The 15,518-nt window shown below is 73.4% G+C and carries 15 protein-coding genes; 7 read left to right on the plus strand and 8 right to left on the minus strand.

Annotated elements, in window-relative coordinates:
- Nucleotides 1-30: 30 nt before the first annotated feature.
- From ACF07N_RS34170 to ACF07N_RS34190, 5 genes are all read right to left on the minus strand, one after another.
- A complete protein-coding gene (locus ACF07N_RS34170) occupies nt 31-690 on the minus strand; it encodes a response regulator transcription factor (protein WP_383333066.1) in 660 nt (219 codons plus the stop codon).
- A complete protein-coding gene (locus ACF07N_RS34175; RefSeq protein ID WP_392120510.1) occupies nt 687-2,201 on the minus strand; it encodes an ATP-binding protein in 1,515 nt (504 codons plus the stop codon). The genes ACF07N_RS34170 and ACF07N_RS34175 overlap by 4 nt, the downstream gene beginning before the upstream one ends.
- Nucleotides 2,128-2,454, minus strand: coding sequence for a small secreted hydrophilic protein (locus ACF07N_RS34180; protein WP_383333070.1), 327 nt, complete (start codon nt 2,452-2,454; stop codon nt 2,128-2,130). Before ACF07N_RS34180 ends, ACF07N_RS34175 begins: the two co-directional genes overlap by 74 nt.
- An 84-nt stretch (nt 2,455-2,538) precedes the next feature.
- On the minus strand, nt 2,539-2,820 hold the full coding sequence (locus tag ACF07N_RS34185; RefSeq protein WP_392120512.1) for an Lrp/AsnC family transcriptional regulator: 282 nt from the start codon (nt 2,818-2,820) through the stop codon (nt 2,539-2,541).
- Nucleotides 2,817-3,569, minus strand: a complete 753-nt coding sequence (locus tag ACF07N_RS34190) for a rhomboid family intramembrane serine protease (protein ID WP_383349550.1) — start codon at nt 3,567-3,569, stop codon at nt 2,817-2,819. The genes ACF07N_RS34185 and ACF07N_RS34190 overlap by 4 nt, the downstream gene beginning before the upstream one ends.
- A gap of 159 nt (nt 3,570-3,728) precedes the next feature.
- On the opposite strand from ACF07N_RS34190, the gene ACF07N_RS34195 reads away from it, so the two are divergent.
- The 5 genes from ACF07N_RS34195 (at nt 3,729) to ACF07N_RS34215 (ending at nt 9,086) form a co-directional block, all read left to right on the plus strand.
- Nucleotides 3,729-3,968: a hypothetical protein gene (locus ACF07N_RS34195; protein ID WP_383333074.1), complete on the plus strand. Its 240-nt coding sequence runs from the start codon at nt 3,729-3,731 to the stop codon at nt 3,966-3,968.
- Between the two features lie 36 nt (nt 3,969-4,004).
- A complete protein-coding gene (locus ACF07N_RS34200; RefSeq protein ID WP_392120515.1) occupies nt 4,005-5,354 on the plus strand; it encodes an NYN domain-containing protein in 1,350 nt (449 codons plus the stop codon).
- Between the two features lie 248 nt (nt 5,355-5,602).
- Nucleotides 5,603-6,643: an NlpC/P60 family protein gene (locus tag ACF07N_RS34205; protein ID WP_383333078.1), complete on the plus strand. Its 1,041-nt coding sequence runs from the start codon at nt 5,603-5,605 to the stop codon at nt 6,641-6,643.
- A gap of 211 nt (nt 6,644-6,854) precedes the next feature.
- A complete protein-coding gene (locus tag ACF07N_RS34210) occupies nt 6,855-7,868 on the plus strand; it encodes an NlpC/P60 family protein (RefSeq protein ID WP_392120517.1) in 1,014 nt (337 codons plus the stop codon).
- A 33-nt stretch (nt 7,869-7,901) separates the two neighbouring features.
- A complete protein-coding gene (locus ACF07N_RS34215) occupies nt 7,902-9,086 on the plus strand; it encodes a hypothetical protein (RefSeq protein WP_392120519.1) in 1,185 nt (394 codons plus the stop codon).
- Between the two features lie 30 nt (nt 9,087-9,116).
- Here the strand turns inward: ACF07N_RS34215 and ACF07N_RS34220 are convergent, their stop codons facing one another.
- Nucleotides 9,117-9,656, minus strand: a complete 540-nt coding sequence (locus ACF07N_RS34220; RefSeq protein ID WP_392120521.1) for a helix-turn-helix transcriptional regulator — start codon at nt 9,654-9,656, stop codon at nt 9,117-9,119.
- Nucleotides 9,657-9,768: 112 nt separating this feature from the next.
- Here ACF07N_RS34220 and ACF07N_RS34225 point away from each other — a divergent pair, with 112 nt between their 5' ends.
- Entirely contained in the window at nt 9,769-11,091 is a 1,323-nt protein-coding gene (locus ACF07N_RS34225) for an MATE family efflux transporter (RefSeq protein ID WP_392120523.1), read from the plus strand.
- Here the strand turns inward: ACF07N_RS34225 and ACF07N_RS34230 are convergent.
- Nucleotides 11,052-12,287: a glycosyltransferase 87 family protein gene (locus tag ACF07N_RS34230; protein WP_392120525.1), complete on the minus strand. Its 1,236-nt coding sequence runs from the start codon at nt 12,285-12,287 to the stop codon at nt 11,052-11,054. The two genes, ACF07N_RS34225 and ACF07N_RS34230, sit on opposite strands and share 40 nt — an antisense overlap.
- A 117-nt stretch (nt 12,288-12,404) precedes the next feature.
- On the opposite strand from ACF07N_RS34230, the gene ACF07N_RS34235 reads away from it, so the two are divergent.
- The gene (locus tag ACF07N_RS34235; protein WP_392120527.1) at nt 12,405-13,547 is read left to right on the plus strand and encodes a glycosyltransferase family 4 protein; all 1,143 of its coding nucleotides are present in this window, start codon (nt 12,405-12,407) and stop codon (nt 13,545-13,547) included.
- Nucleotides 13,548-13,609: 62 nt separating this feature from the next.
- Here the strand turns inward: ACF07N_RS34235 and ACF07N_RS34240 are convergent, their stop codons facing one another.
- Nucleotides 13,610-15,406 carry an AMP-dependent synthetase/ligase gene (locus ACF07N_RS34240; RefSeq protein WP_392120529.1) on the minus strand — a complete coding sequence of 599 codons (1,797 nt, stop codon included), beginning with the start codon at nt 15,404-15,406 and terminating at the stop codon, nt 13,610-13,612.
- Nucleotides 15,407-15,518 lie beyond the last annotated feature (112 nt).

Raw genomic sequence — 15,518 nt, forward strand, 5'->3', positions numbered from 1 at the left:
GAACGTTCAGGTGCCGCGCCCCACCCGGCGCTACGGCAGCCGGTACCCCATCCCGCGCACCGTCTCCACCCGCTCCGCGCCCAGCTTCCTGCGCAGCGTCCGCACGTACACGTCCACGATGTTGGACCCCGGATCGAAGTCGTACCCCCACACGTGCGAGAGGATCTGCTCCCGCGACAGCACCTGCCCGGGGTGCCGCAGGAACAGCTCCAGCAGCACGAACTCACGTGCCGTCAGATCGACCGTGCGCTCCCCGGACCGGGCCCGCCGGGTACGGAGGTCCAGGCTCAGGGTGCCCGACCTGAGCACCGTCACCTCCGGCGCCCGCGCCGCCGTACGGAGCCTGAGCCGCACCCGCGCCAGCAGTTCCTCGAACCGGAACGGCTTGGTCATCCAGTCGTCGGCGCCGCCCTCCAGGCCGGCCACCGTGTCCCGCACGGAGTCCCGCGCGGTCAGCACGATCACCGGCACCGAAACCCGGGCCTCGCGCAGCTCGCGCAGGATCGTGAAGCCGTCCCGGCCGGGCAGCCCGATGTCCAGGACGACGAGGTCGAAGCCGCCGGTCAGGGCGTACTCGTAGCCGGCGTCGCCGTCGGTGACGACGGTCGTGGTGAAGCCGTTGGAGCGCAGGCCCTTCTCCACGAAGGAGGCGATGCGCTCCTCGTCCTCGACGATGAGGATGCGGTTCACGGCAGGTTCCCTTCCGGTGTCCGGGGCGCGTGCAGCACCAGGGTGAAGGTGGCGCCGCCGCCGGGCGTCCCGTCGAGCCGTACCCGCCCCCGGTGGCCCTCCGCGATCGCCTTCACGATGGACAGCCCGAGCCCGGCCCCGGAGCCCCGGGCGCCGCGTCGGGCCGTGCCGCGGCGGAAGCGCTCGAAGATCACCGCGGTGTCCTGGGGCTGCACACCGGGGCCCGAGTCGGCGACGTACAGCTCCAGGTCCGGGCCGTCGGCGCGGGAGCCGATGCGGATGGTCTGGCCGGTGGTGGTGTGCTGCACGGCGTTCTGCGCGAGCTGCACCATGGCCTGGGTGATCCGCTGCGGGTCCAGCTCGGCCTCCAGGTCGGCGACCGTGTCGAGCCGCCAGTCGCGCTCGCCCAGGGTGCGCGCCTTGACGTAGACGTCGGCGGTCAGTTCGGCGACCTGGACCGGCTCGGGCGTGACGAAGTCGGGGCGTTCGGCCTTGGCGAGCAGCAGCAGGTCCTCGACGATGCGGCTCATGCGGTCCAGCTCGTCGGTGACCAGCCGGACCGTCTCCTCGCGCTCGGCCGGGTCGTCGCCCATGACCTCCAGGTGGCCGCGCACGATGGTGATGGGCGTGCGCAGTTCGTGCCCGGCGTCGTCGACGAACTCGCGCTGCGCCGCGAAGGCCCGCTCCAGCCGGTCGAGCATGCCGTTGAAGGTCTCGGCGAGGGCCGCTATGTCGTCGCGGCCGTGCACCGGGATGCGGCGCGTGAGGTCCTGCTCGGTGAGCTGCGCGGCGGCCGTGCGCACCACCCGCACGGGCCGCAGGATCCGCCCGGCGACCGCCCAGGCGATGCCGGTGGTCAGCAGCAGGGCGGCCCCGGAGATCACGAGCAGCGTGCGGAACACGGTGTTCACCCGCGCCTGCTCCCGCTCCGGGTGGAAGGCGACGACGAACGCGGCGTCCGGCTCCCGGTCCGGCCGGCCCACGGTGACCTTGGCCCAGCGGATCTCGCCCTGCGGCCGGCGCAGCACGCCGGAGGACGCGGGCGAGTCGTAGATGCGGCGCCGGGCCTCGGGGTCGCGGTGCAGGGGCAGGGCCACGGGCAGGTCGTGCGGCCGGCGGATCTGCCGCGGGCCGCCGTCCGCCCGCCCGACCAGGCCGATCAGCTCCTCGTCCGCGTCCGGGTACTGCCGCTCCAGGAAGACCGTGAGCAGCCGGTCCGCGTCCGTGAACGGCAGGCCGGTCTGCGGGTCGCCGCCGCGCTCCTCGAAGTTGGCGAACTCGCCGGTCTCCTGCGTGAGCAGCCGGTCGACCCGGTTGTCGACGTCCCGCAGCAGGTAGGAGCGGGTGGTCATGGCCACGGAGGCGAGGGCGACCGCCATCACCAGCAGCAGCCACAGCAGGATCCGGACCCGGGCGGAGATCCGGCGGAGGCCGGGGTCAGCCGTCGGAGCCGGGGCCGTCGTCGTCGCCCGGTCCGTCGTCCGAGCCGCCCTGGCCGTCGTCGTCGTCATCGTCACTCGCTGAGCTGTCGGTCACCGGGGGCCGCGAGACCACCTCGTCGCCGGGGGCGGATCCGCGCGGCGCGGGCTGGGAGGGGGGCCGGAGCGTGGAGGTGGGCGTGGGCGTGCCGCGGTCCAGTTCGACCTGCTGGGGCGGCACCCGGGGCGCCTCGGGGCGGTCCGCGAGCGCGTAGCTGGTCGCGGCGATGCCCAGCGGGATCAGCACGACGGCGGACAGGGCCGCCATACGACGGGAGAAGGCCATGGGCCCGATCCTGCGGACCCGGGCGCGGCAGCGGGATGAAGCCCGGATGAAGAACTCTTCATCATCCGCGTCCCGGGGAGGGTCTCAGTTGTCGAGGCCGATCGCGAAGGCGGCCTCCAGGTCGTGCTGGGAGTACGTGCGGAACGCCACGTGCGTGTCCGTGCCCTCCACGCCGGGGATCTTGCTGATCCGGCCGGGGATGACCTCGGCCAGGTCCTCGTGGTCCTTGACCCGGACCATCGCGATCAGGTCGTAGGTGCCGGTGACGGAGAAGACCTCGCTGACGTTCTCCAGCGCCGCGATCGACTCGGCGATCTCGGGGATCCGGTCCACGCTGGTCTTGATCAGGACGATCGCGGTGATCACGGCTGGTTCTCTCCCTCGGGGGCCGGAGCTGGGGCGGCTTTCACTCTAGTCGGGCCGGTCGGGCGGCCGTAGCGGACGGAGGCGTAGCCGAAGCCCAGGGCGAATCCGATGAGGTGGGCCAGGTAGGCCACCCCCGGCCCGGCCGGGGCCCGCCCCGCCGCCACCCACTGCAGGGCCGCCCAGAACGGCAGCACGATCCACGCCGGGAAACGCACCGGCAGGAAGAACAGGAACGGCAGGAGACTGGTCACCCGGGCCCGGGGGAACAGGTACAGGAACGCGCCGAGGACCGCCGAGATCGCTCCCGAGGCACCGACCAGGGACTGTCCGGAGTCCGCGTGGGCGACGGCGTAGCCCAGCAGGGCCAGGTAGCCGCAGCCGACGTAGAACAGGGTGAACTGCACACGGCCCATCCGTTCCTCGGTCATCGCCCCGAAGACGTAGAGGAAGAGCATGTTGCCCAGCAGGTGCACCCAGCTGCCGTGGACGAACAGGGCCGTCGCCGGGGTGAGGGGCGAGCCCCCGGACCCGTCGAACAGTTCTGCGGGGATCACGCCCCAGCGCCGGAAGTAGGCCCGCTGCGCGGCGAGCAGCTCGTCGCCCGTGCCGTACGCCGGATTCAGGCCCGAGGCGGGTCCCGCCAGGAAGACCGCGCAGCACAGGGCGATCAGCGCGTACGTCACCGGCGCCGACGACCCCCTGATCGCTCTGCCGCTCCGGACGATCGACGCGCTCCACTTGCTGATCATGGCTACAGAGCATGACGTAACCGGACGCAACCGCACAGACCGCCTCGCCGCCGTGGACACGCGGGCGGCGAGCACCCGCCAGGCCGTAGGGTTACGGACCACACGCACCGGGGATGCCGGTCGCGTCACGGACACTAGAAGGAAAGAGAACAGGTCACGATGACGGTTCCCCTGCCGACCGCCTCGACGCGGTGGCGCTGCACCCTCTGCGGCAACCTCACGAGGTTCGACGTGACCCGCTCGTCCAAGGTCGTCGAGTACGTCCACCTGGACCTGGCCGGGGAGCCCGAGGTCGAGGAGCGCGAGGTGCTCAGTGAGACCATCGAGTCGGTGCGCTGCCGCTGGTGCAACGCGGTGGACCAGGTGGAACTCGTGGACAGGCCGGGTGCCGGCTCCTGACAGGAGCGGGCCCCGCACAGCATTGGGGTGTGACGGATGGCGGAGACCACGGGCGGGGGGCCGGGCGACGGCGCCGCCGAGGTGCTCGACCGTCCGCTGCCCGACGGCGTGCGCCGCAGGGTCGTGCAGATCGTCTCGGACGGCTTCGGCTCCCTGACGGTGAGCGAGCTGCCCGCGCAGTTGCGGCAGTACGCGCGGTTCGCCCCGAACCGCCGGGCCAAGTTCGCCGGCAACGCCATGGCCGCGGCGCTGGAGACCGATCCGCTGTTCCGGCAGCGCATCGCGGAGAAGCTCAGAGAGACCCAGCCGGAGCTGACCGGCGCCCTCGACTCAGGATCCCCGCCCCCGGCCGCGGACCCGCTCGACGTGGCGGCCGCGGCCTACGTGCTCCGGCCGCCGGGCTGGGTGAAGCTGGTGACCGCGGCGGGCGAGGAGGCGCAGCGGGCCGACGCCGAGCGCGCCGACGAGGAGAACCGCGCGGAGCTGGAGCGGCTGCGCGCCGAACTCGACCGGGCCCGCGACCACACCCGCGCCGAGACCGAGCGGCTGCGCGCCGAGCTGGATTCGGCCAAGAGGGAAACCGAGTCGCTGCACCGCAAGCTCCGCGCCGCCCTCAGCGACGTCAAGCGCGGCGAGGCCGCCCTGCGCAAGGTCCAGGGCGAGGTCGAGGCGGTCCGCGCGGAGGCGCACGCCCAGGTCTCCGCGGCCGAGAGCGAGACCCGGCGGCTCAAGGCCCGGCTGGGGGAGACCGAGGCCGCCCTGGAGGCCGCCCGGCGTGCCGCCCGCGAGGGGCGCAGCGTCGAGGACATGCGCGTGAGGCTGCTGCTGGACACCCTGCTGGACGCCACCCAGGGGCTCCGCCGCGAACTCGCCCTGCCGCCGGTGTCGGTGCGGCCCGCCGAGACCGTCGACGCCGTCGAGCCGGGCCGGATGACCCCCAAGGACATCGCCGCGCGCGCCCTGTCGGAGCACGACCCGCAGGTGCTCGACCAGCTGCTCGCGCTGCCGCAGGCCCATCTGGTCGTCGACGGCTACAACGTCACCAAGACCGGCTATCCGCAGATGCCGCTGGAGAAGCAGCGTCTCAGGCTGCTCGGCCAGCTGTCCCAGCTGGCCGCCCAGAGCGGCGCCGAGGTGACCTGCGTCTTCGACGGCGCCGAACTGGCCGCGCCGGTGCTGCTCGCGCCCCCGCGCGGCGTGCGCGTGCTGTTCTCGAAGCCGGGCGTCACCGCGGACGAGCTCATCCGCCAGCTGGTGCGCGCCGAACCGCCGGGCCGCCCGGTCATCGTCGCCTCCACCGACCGTGAGGTCGCCGACGGCGTGGCCCGCGCCGGGGCCCGGCCCGTCGCCTCGGCGATGCTGCTGAAGCGCCTTTCGAGGGCCTAGGGGGCGTACGCCCCATGCGTAACCTCCGGGCGTGATGCCCGCATTGGTGAGACCTGTGGGCCACGGTGCGTCAAGTGGGTCTCACCGCCTGTGAGTCCAGGGGAAAAGATGGCCTACCGTGACGTGATTTTTCATCTGAGGATTTGAACTGATCACAGGAAGGTCACTAGGGTCAGGCCCCAGACCTCCGCTCGGGTGATCACTCATCGGGAGAGACGGCGGAGGGGCCGAGAAGGAGCTTTTCACCCGTGGCGTCCCACCGTCGTCCCAAGCAGCCGAGCCGCGCACGTGTGACCGTGCTGACCACCGCCGCCGCCGCTGCCGTCGCCTTCAGCTCGCAGGCCGCCAACGCGGCTCCCAGTGAGAAGCCGAGCAAGGACGAGGTCAAGACCAAGGTCGACAAGCTGTACCAGGAGGCCGAGCAGGCCACCGAGAAGTACAACGGCGCCAAGGAGAAGCAGGAGAAGCTCCAGAAGGAGATCTCCACCATCCAGGACAACGTCGCCCGCGGCCAGGAGGAGCTCAACGAGCTGCGCGACAGCCTCGGCCTCGCCGCCGCCTCGCAGTACCGCACCGGCAGCATCGACCCCTCGGTCCAGCTCTTCCTCTCCTCCGACCCGGACGACTACCTCGACAAGGCCTCCACGCTCGACCAGTTGAGCGGCCAGCAGGTCGAGGCACTGAAGAAGGTCCAGGAGAAGCAGCGCGAACTCGCCCAGGAGCGCGCCGAGGCCGCCGAGAAGCTCAAGGACCTCGCCTCCACCCGCGCCGAGCTGGGCAAGAAGAAGAAGGAGGTCCAGGGCAAGCTCGCCTCCGCGCAGAAGCTGCTCAACAGCCTCTCCGCCGCCGAGAAGGCCAAGCTGGCCGAGGACCAGAACCGCGCCAGCCGGACCGCCGAGCGCGACGCCCTCACCAGCAACGTGCCGCCCGGCTCCGGCCGTGCCGCCGCCGCCTTCGCCTTCGCCCAGAGCCAGCTCGGCAAGCCCTACGTCTACGGCGCCACCGGCATGAGCTCCTACGACTGCTCCGGCCTCACCTCCCGGGCCTACGCCGCGGCCGGCGTGCAGATCCCGCGCACCTCCGAGGCGCAGACCGGGGCCGGCACCAAGATCTACTCGGTCAGCCAGCTCAAGGTCGGCGACCTGGTCTTCTTCTTCAACGACCTGCACCATGTGGGCCTCTACGCCGGCAACGGGCAGATCATCCACGCCCCGCGCACCGGCACGGTCGTCCGCTACGAGTCGATGAACACCATCGGCGGCCCCTTCATGTTCGGCGTCCGGGTCTGACCCCGGCCCTCCGGAGCCTTCCTCACCGGTCCGCCGTGTCCGCCGTTCGGGCGAATCGCGACAGCGCCGCGTGAGCCCCCGCCCCGCCGGTGACCTGCGTCAGCGGTGGGGCGTCCTGCCGCACACCCACGGATGGTCGTTGGCGGTCCCCTGCCACAGGGCTACTGTCTGCCGCGTTCCAAGTCCGTCAGCGGAAGGAGAGCGGCTTCCCGTGGGGTCCCATCGCCGCCTTGCACCGTCCGGGTCCGACCGGGGCGCCACCGTCGCGGTCGGCATCCTGTCCGTCGCGGCCGCCGCCCTGGGCGCGGTACCGGCCGCGGCCGCACCGCACGACGACACCCGGGCCGCGGTGGACCGGCTCTACGCGCAGGCCGAGAAGGCGACCGAGGCCTACAACGAGGCCGACGAGCGGGCCGACGCGCTGCGCGCGGAGGTCGGCACCGCCCGGGACCGGATCGCCCGGCAGCAGCAGCGCGTCAACTCCCTGCGGGAATCGCTCGGTTCACTCGCCGGCGCCCAGTACCGCTCGGGCGGCATCGACCCGGCCGTGGCGCTGCTGTTCTCCGACGACCCGGACGACTACCTCGACAAGGCGTCCAGGCTCGACCGCGTCACCGCCCACCAGGCCGGCGAACTGAAGGAACTCCAGCACGCCATGCGCGAACTCGCCCAGGACCGCGAGGAGACGGCGGACAAGCTCCGCGAACTGGAGCGGAGCCGCAAGGCCGTCGCCGCCCACAAGAAGAGCGTCGAGCGCAAACTCGCCTCGGCGCGGCGGCTGCTGAACTCCCTGCCCGACGCCGAGCGCGACGCCTACGGCCGGGCCTCCCGCGCCGGGCGCGGCGACCTGCCCGACTTCGGTGGCGCCGGCGCCGCCTCGGGACGCGGGGCCGCCGCCGTCGCCGCCGCCCGCAGCGCCCTCGGCAAGCCCTACGTGTGGGGCGCCAGCGGGCCCACCGGTTTCGACTGTTCAGGCCTCATGCAGTGGTCGTACGCGCAGGCCGGGGTCTCCCTGCCGCGCACCTCGCAGGCCCAGCGGTTCGCCGGCCGGCAGGTCCCGCTGTCCGAGGCCCGGCCGGGCGACCTGGTCGTCTACCGGTCCGACGCCAGCCACGTCGGGATGTACATGGGCAACGGCCAGGTCATCCACGCGCCCTACCCCGGCGCGCCCGTGCGCTACGACCCGGTCGGGATGATGCCCGTCTCGTCGGTGACCAGGGTCTGACCGACGCGGCCCCGCGCCCGTATTCTCGGGAACGTGGCTGGTCGACGGTGGGGCTCCGGGGTGGTGGCGCTGGTGCTGCTGCTCGCCGCCCTCGTGGGGTGCGGCGGGCCGTCCGCGACCGACAGGGCCACGGCCGACGTCCAGCGCCTCCTGGACCGGCGGGCCGCGGCCGTCGTCGACCGGGACGAGCGGGCCTACGCGCGCACGGGCGCCGGGACCGACTTCGGCCGGCTGCGGGCCGTGCCCGTGGCCGACTGGTCCTACCGCGTGACCGCGCTGCGCCGCGACGGCGACACGGCCACCGCCGACGCCGAACTGCGCTACAGCGTGGCGGGCTACGACCGGGCCCCGGTGACCGCCGGGCGCACCCTGCGGCTGAGCCGGCACGCGGACGGGCGGTGGTCCGTCGTCGAGGACCGGCCCGCGAGGAAGTCGGCCCAGCAGCTCTGGGACCAGGGGACGGTGCGGATCATGCGGGGCGCGCACAGTCTCGTCCTCGGGGTCGGGCAGTCCGACCGGTCGCTGCGCGGCTTCGCCGACCTGGCCGACCGGGCGGTGCCGGCCGTGTCGGAGGCGTGGGGCGCGCAGTGGAGCCGGCGCGTCGTCGTGCTCGTACCGAAGTCGCTGGAGGGGATGGCCGGGCTGCTCGGCTCGCCCGCCTCCTCCTACCGCGGCATCGCGGCCGTCACGACCGGTGAGACGGGCGCCCCGGCCCGGGCGCCCGCGGACCGGGTCATCGTCAACCCGGACGCGTTCGCCCTCCTCGGCAGCCTCGGCGAGCAGGTCGTCGTCACCCACGAGACCACCCATGTCGCCACCCGCTCCCGGACCACCGCGGCCACGCCGCTGTGGCTGTCCGAGGGCTTCGCCGACTGGGTCGGCTACCGCTCCGTGGGCCGCACGCCCGCCGAGGCGGCCCCCGAACTGGCCCGCGCGGTGGACCGGGACCGCCTGCCGGCGGCGCTGCCGTCCGACAAGGACTTCGGCTTCACCGGCGACGCGAGCCGGCTGGCCCGGGCCTACGAGAGCGGCTGGACGGCGTGCCGGATGATCGCCGACCGCTGGGGCGAGTCACGGCTGCGCGCGTTCTACCGGGCCGTGGGCGAGCACGGGAAGCGGGACGGGGCGGTGGAGCAGGCGATGCGCGAGGTCCTGGGGACGACGCCGGAGGCCTTCACCCGGGAGTGGCGCGGATACCTGCGGACGCAGCTGGGCTGAAGCGGCGCCGTCCCGCGGGCGGCGGGCCGGTCAGGGCTGTGGCCCGGGCGGGTCCAGCCGCTCGACGGCCTCCCGCAGCCAGGCGCGTTCCGCCTCGCCGGTGGCGCGGGCCACCCGGAGCATGCCCTGGCGGAACAGGTCCGTCGCCTCCTCGGCGCGGACCGGCTTGCCGGAGGCGTAGAAGAAGCTCGTCGGGGCTTGCAGGAAGTCCAGCCGGCGGCGCAGCACCGCCGCCTGCTCGCGCGGGTCGGGCAGGTGGCGCAGGAAGGCCAGGACCGTGTTGAAGCGGACCTGGTCGGTGATCTCGGTCTGCTTCGGGTGGCGCAGCCGCTCCAGCAGCTCCGCACGGCCCTTGCCGGTGAGGGCGAGGATGCGCCGCGGGGCCGCGCCCGCGCCCGGTTCGGTGCGCTGGTCGAGCAGGCCTGCCGCGACCAGCCGGGTGATCGCCGGGTAGAGGGCGCCGTCGCTCACCGGCCGGACGTGCCCGGTCAGCGCCTTGATGCGCTCCTTCAGCTCGTAGCCGTGCAAGGGCTCCTCGGCCAGGAAGCCGAGGATCGACAGCTCCAGCATGGTCCTCCTTGCGGACGTGCGAGGCCCCATGCTACCTCTTAACGAGTTACCTCGAATCGATATAGCTCGTGTAGAGGTAGGCATCCGTCAGGACTCCGGGGGGACCGTCACCGTGAACGCACACCGCGCCCAGCTCGTCCTGCTAGCCCGCCCCGTCTACTTCTCCCTGCTCGCCTCGGTCGCCGCCGGGATCGTCAACACCGTCTGGGTCACCCCGCTGGGCGGGCCGGCCGTGGCCGCCGTCGCCGTGGCCACCACCACGGAGAACGTGCTGCTCGGCATCGCCCTGGTCTTCGGCTCCGGCACGACCGTGCTGGTCGCCCACGCCCGGGGCGCCCGCGACCCCGCCGCCGTACGGGCCGCGGCGCGCGGCGGCTGGGCGCTGTGGGCGCTGGTGACGCCCCTGGTCGTGGCGGGTGGCCTGCTCGGGCGCGAGCCGCTCGCCCGGCTGGTGCTCGGCGCACCGGACGGCGCCGCCCTCACGCTCGCCGTCGCCTACTTCTCGATCTCCCTGCCCGGCACGGCCGTCTTCTTCGCCCAGCAACTCGTCGACGGCCTGCTCAAGGGCACCGGCGACACGCGCACCCCGATGCGCCTCGCCCTGCTGTCCAACGGCCTGATCCTGGTCCTCGACCCCTTCCTCATCCACCTCTACGGCGTCCGGGGCGCCGCCGCCGCGACGGTGCTGGCCCGGTGCGCGGCGCTCGGGGCCGGGCTCGTCGCGGTGCGGCGCAACGCCCTGCTGCGCACGGCCCGCGCCGCGAAGCCCGGCGAGACCCGGGCCGCCGCCCTGCGGCGGACGCTGACCACCGGTCTGCCGATGTCCGCCGACTTCACCGTGCGGCAGACCGGCGCCCTGGTCCTGGTCGCGCTCGTGGCACGGCTCGGGGTGCCGGCGGTGGCCGCGTACGCGATCGCCTACAAGGTCATGTACGTGGCGACGATGTCCTTCTACGCCGTCCGCCAGGCCGCCTCCATCCACACCGCGCACACCCGGGGCGGAGGGCGGGACGAGCGGCGGGCGATCGGGCGGCAGGCCGTGCTGCTGTCCGGTGCCCTCGGCCTGGCCGCGGCCGTCCTGCTGGCCGTCACCGCGCCCTGGCTCATGGCCGCGTTCGGCGCGGGACCCGAAGTGGCGCGCGAGGGCGTGCTGTTCCTGCGGTGCGTCGGGCCCTATCTGCTGCTGTCGGGCTGCCTCATCGCGCTGGGCGGGGTCTTCGAGGGCGGCGGGGAGGCGTCGGCGCTGCTGCGGGTCACCGTGCTGGGGACGGCCGTCCAGCTGGCGCTCGCCCACGGGCTGACCGGGCTGGGACTGCCGGGGGTGTGTCTCGCGCTGGCGGTCGCCACGGCCGTGCAGTGCGCCCTCGCGGGGCTGCTGTTCCGGCGGGCGCCGGCTCAGGAGGAGACGGGGGTCTCGCCGGCCCGCGCGGGCTGAGCGGCACCGGGGGCGGGGACCGTGCCCGGGACCGCCGCCCGCCACAGCGCCCGGGCCGCGAGCAGCGCGGCGGCCACCAGCAGGCCGTTGCGCAGGAACAGCAGCGTCAGGCCGAGGCCGTCGCTGGCCACCACGTTGCCGAAGTACAGCGGGAACTCCAGCACGGTCACGAAGCACGCCACCAGCACCAGGGCGACCGGCAGCCGCATCCTGCTGCCGGGGAAGCACAGGCACACCGCGGCCAGCCCGACCAGCCACACCATGTACTGCGGGCTGATCACCCGGCTGGTGGTGGTGAACATCAGCACCGCCACGAACGCGGCGTCGGCCAGCGTGTGCTCCTCGAAGCGCCGGGCCAGCAGCCGCCACAGCACCAGCCAGCCGAACGCCGCCCCCGTCAGGAACAGCGCGCCCGTGCTCACCTCATCGACCCACGGGCCGAGGAACTCGATCGAGCCGTAGTTCAGCCTGACCTCGCCCTCCCAGCCGAACTGCCGGGCCACGTGGAAGACCAGCGCGCCCAGCGACTCCACCTCGGTGCCCCGGTCGCGCTGGAAGGTCAGGAAGGCGAACGCGCCCGGCATGAGCAGGGCGAACCCGCCCGCGACCACGGCCCCGGTCACCAGGGCAGACACCCAGGCGCTGCCGCGGCGGGCCGCCAGCAGCAGCATCGCCGGCCACACCTTCAGCAGGGCGCCGAACGCCGCCAGGGCCCCCATCGCCCGCGGATGCCGGGCACCCGCGAGCAGCGCCGCCACCGCCACCGCCGTGACCATCACGTCGTAGCGGGCGTACACCGTCGGACCGAGCAGCGGCACGCCGATCACCCACACCCAGGCGCCGCGCGGCGACCGCCCCGGGCGGCGTCCCGCGCAGGCCAGCAGCGCCAGCACGACCAGGTCGGTGACGCACACCAGCACGAAGAACGCCGTCGCGTACTCCAGGAAGGGCAGCAGGCCGGGGGAGAGGATCGCCAGCGCGGCGGCCGGCGGGTACTGCCAGGTGACGTCCTCCAGAGGGAACGTTCCGCTGCGCAGCACGCCGTACCAGCCCTGGTAGATCACCTGCACGTCGCTGGTGACGTCCGGGCCGGGGAAGACGTGCACCTTCAGCACGAACAGCAGCAGCATCAGCCTCGTGAGACACCAGACCACCGGCAGCCATGCCAGGGACCGCCTCGCGCCCGTCGTCTTCACCTGATCCCTGCCCGTTCGCCCGCGTGTCGAGAGGGCCATGATGGGCCCACCGGCTGTGAGCGTGCCACACGTGCCGCCGGGCGGGGCCGCGAGGGGCCGTTCGATAGGGTCGGCGGCGTGCGCAAGACCCTGATCGTGACCAACGACTTCCCGCCCCGGCCCGGTGGCATCCAGGCGTTCCTGCACAACATGGCGCTGCGGCTGGACCCGCAGCGGCTGGTCGTCTACGCCTCGACCTGGAAGCGGACCCGGGAGGGGATCGAGGCCACCCGCGCCTTCGACGCCGAGCAGCCCTTCACCGTCGTCCGTGACCGTACGACCATGCTGCTGCCGACGCCGGGCGCCACCCGGCGGGCCGCCGGGCTGCTCCGCGAGCACGGCTGCACCTCGGTGTGGTTCGGGGCGGCGGCCCCGCTCGGGCTGATGGCACCGGCCCTGCGCGCCGCGGGCGCCGAGCGGCTGGTGGCCACCACGCACGGCCACGAGGCCGGCTGGGCGCAACTGCCCGCCGCCCGGCAGCTGCTGCGCCGCATCGGGGACGCCACGGACACGATCACCTACCTCGGCGAGTACACGCGCTCGCGGATCGCCGGCGCCCTCACGCCCGAGGCGGCGGCCCGCATGGTGCAGCTGCCGCCGGGCGTCGACGAGAAGACCTTCCACCCCGGCTCGGGCGGCGAGGAGATCCGGGCCCGCCTCGGCCTCACGGACCGTCCGGTCGTGGTCTGCGTCTCCCGCCTGGTCCGGCGCAAGGGTCAGGACACCCTCATCCGGGCCATGCCCCGGATCCTCGCGGCCGAGCCGGACGCGGTGCTGCTGATCGTCGGCGGCGGCCCGTACGAGAAGGACCTGCGGCGCCTCGCGCAGGACACCGGCGTGGCCGCCTCGGTCCGCTTCACCGGCTCCGTCCCCTGGTCCGAGCTGCCCGCCCACTACGGCGCAGGCGACGTCTTCGCGATGCCCTGCCGCACCCGGCGCGGCGGCCTGGACGTCGAGGGCCTCGGCATCGTCTACCTGGAGGCCTCCGCGACGGGACTCCCGGTCGTCGCCGGCGACTCGGGCGGCGCGCCGGACGCGGTCCTGGACGGCGAGACCGGCTGGGTGGTGCGCGGCGGCTCCCCGGAGGAGGCCGCCGACCGCATCACCGTCCTGCTCGGCGACGCCGAACTGCGCCGCAGGATGGGGGAACGGGGCCGCGAGTGGGTCGAGCAGACCTGGCGCTGGGACCTCCTCGCGGAGCGCCTCAAGGACGTGCTGTAGGACGACTGCCCCGAGGGGGCGCGGCGACCCGGGCGGAAGCCCGCGACCGCCCCCCCGGCGGGTCACTTCGCGTAGATCGCCTCGATCTCGTGCGCGTAGTCCTTCGCCACCACGTTCCGCTTCAGCTTCAGCGAGGGCGTCAGGTGGCCCGACTCCTCCGTGAACTGGTGCGACAGGATGCGGAACTTGCGCACCGACTCCGCCTTGGACACCGCGGCGTTGCCGTCGTCGATCGCCGCCTGAACCGCGGCCAGCAGGTCCGGGTCCTCGCACAGCGACGCCGCGGTGGAACCCGCCGGCTTGCCGTGGTCGGCGCACCAGCGGGCCAGGAACTCCTCGTCGAGGGTGACCAGCGCGCCCACGAACGGCCGCCCGTCGCCCACCACCATGCACTCCGCGACCAGCGCGTGCGCCCGGATGCGGTCCTCGATCACGGCCGGGGCGACGTTCTTGCCGCCCGCGGTGACGATGATCTCCTTCTTGCGGCCGGTGATCCTGAGGTAGCCGTCCTCGTCGAGGGTGCCGATGTCACCCGTGTGGAACCAGCCGTCGGCCAGCGCCTCAGCGGTCGCGCCCGGGTTGTTCCAGTACTCCTTGAACAGGTGCTCGCCGTGCAGCAGCACCTCGCCGTCGTCGGCGATCCGCACCACCGAGCCGGGCAGCGGCTGGCCGACCGTGCCGATCTTCTGGCGGTCCCAGGGGTTGAACGCGGTGGCCGCGCAGGACTCGGTCAGGCCGTAGCCCTCCAGGACCGTGAAGCCGATGCCGCGGAAGAAGTGCCCCAGCCGCTCCCCGAGCGGGGCGCCGCCGGAGATGGCGTACTCGCCCCGGCCGCCGAGGACCGCGCGGAGCTTGCCGTAGACGAGCCGGTCGAAGACCTTGTGCTTGATCCGCAGGCCCAGGGACGCGCCCGAGGGGGTGTCCAGCGCCTTGCTGTAGGCGATCGCCGTGTCGGCGGCCTTGTCGAAGATCTTGCCCTTGCCGTCGGCCTGCGCCTTGGCGCGCGCCGAGTTGTAGACCTTCTCGAAGACGCGCGGCACACCGAGGATCAGCGTGGGGCGGAACGTGGCCAGCTCGTCGGTGAGGTTCTTGATGTCCGGGACGCAGCCGAGCTTGATCGGCGCCATCATCGGCGCGATCTGCACCAGCCGCCCGAAGACGTGCGCGAGCGGCAGGAACAGCAGCACCGAGCACTCGCCCGTGCGGAACAGCGGACGCAGCCGCTCCACGATGTTGCCGCACTCGGCGAAGAAGCTGCGGTGGGTGAGCACACAGCCCTTGGGGCGGCCGGTGGTGCCGGAGGTGTAGACGATGGTCGCCGGGTCGTCGGCCTTGGCGACGGAGCCGCGCTCCTCGACCGTCTCGTCCGTGACGTCCTGGCCGAGCCGGCTCAGCTCGTCCAGGCCGCCGCCCTCGATCTGCCACACGTGCTTGAGCGCGGGCAGCCCGTCGCGCACCGACTCGACGGCGGCCGTGTGGGCCGGGGTCTCCACGACACAGGCGGTCGCCCCCGAGTCACCGAGGATCCAGCGCACCTGCTCCGGCGAACTGGTCTCGTACACCGGCACGGTCACCGCGCCGGCGCTCCAGATCGCGAAGTCGAGCAGCGTCCACTCGTAACGGGTGCGGGACATCAGGCCCACCCGGTCGCCCGGCTGGACCCCGGCGGCGATCAGGCCCTTGGCGGCCGTGTGCACCTCGGCGAGGAAGGCGGTGGCCGAGACGTCCTGCCAGGCGCCCCCGACCTTGCGGGCGATCACGGCGACGTCCGGGTGCTGCGCGGCGTTTCTGCGGACGATGTCGGTCAGGTTCCCGTCCGCGGGGACCTCGTACAAAGCCGGAAGGCTGAACTCGCGCAAGACTGCTGCTCCTCATCGGGCGCCGGCGCCACGACGGTGTGTGCTGCGACGGTGCGGTCCAAGGCTCGGGCAGGTGCTCGGGCATTCACTTGTTGAAATGCAGAGCACGACT

Source organism: Streptomyces sp. NPDC015242 (assembly GCF_043079125.1).
Lineage (GTDB): Bacteria > Actinomycetota > Actinomycetes > Streptomycetales > Streptomycetaceae > Streptomyces.